The organism is Bartonella sp. AC130YNZD, from assembly GCF_042196865.1.
GTDB lineage: Bacteria > Pseudomonadota > Alphaproteobacteria > Rhizobiales > Rhizobiaceae > Bartonella.
The window spans coordinates 1-653 of sequence record NZ_JBHIQZ010000162.1 but is presented as its reverse complement, the minus strand read 5'-3'; the positions used below and the strand labels follow the sequence as shown (position 1 = coordinate 653).

General features: G+C 46.1%; 1 protein-coding gene. It reads right to left on the bottom strand.

Annotated features, from left to right (window positions below; all coding sequences use genetic code 11):
• The coding region (locus ACFINU_RS10280) for a phage tail sheath family protein (protein ID WP_375619065.1) at positions 1-653 on the bottom strand (653 nt) is incomplete at both ends.

The window sequence follows — 653 nt, the reverse complement described above, 5'->3', positions numbered from 1 at the left end:
GTGAATTCGACATTGAAATAGACTCTACCGCTCTCAATGGCGCTTGCTGTATTAAGCTCTAGATCAGGCGTACAGCGCCCACCAAGAATAGCGCCTTGTGCTTTTAAATCACGCAAATAGGCATTGACGCTTTCGCTTACGTCATGCATGTAGGTCTTTTTGATATTGCGGTCGACAGCCCATAGATGTCCGCGCAAAATGGCATCATTGATCATATCCGCGGTGCGTACTACGGATAAGAAAGCAAATTTTGTATCGCTTGAGAGGGTGCGATTACCCCAGAGGCGATAGCCATTTTCGCGAATAATGGTTGTGATATTTTGTTCATTGAGAAGGTTGGCGCGGCTTGATCTGTCCCCAATGGAAAAATCAATAGGGCGCGCAGTTCCCACAATGCCATTGATCACTTTATTGGAAGGGGAATGCCAAAAACCATGGGTAAAATCTGTTTTGGCAATGACACCAGCAACCGCTGCACTTGCCGGTTGTTCTATGATTTTTCCATCACGATTTACCTTTACAAACGGGTCAATGAGAATGGCGCGTTTTGAATCAAAATCCTTTGCCGTACTAAGTGCTGCTTCATCTGTCGTGTTTGGTGCATCAAGCACCACAATAGCACGTAGACGCTCGGCAATGCCAATCAGTTCTGC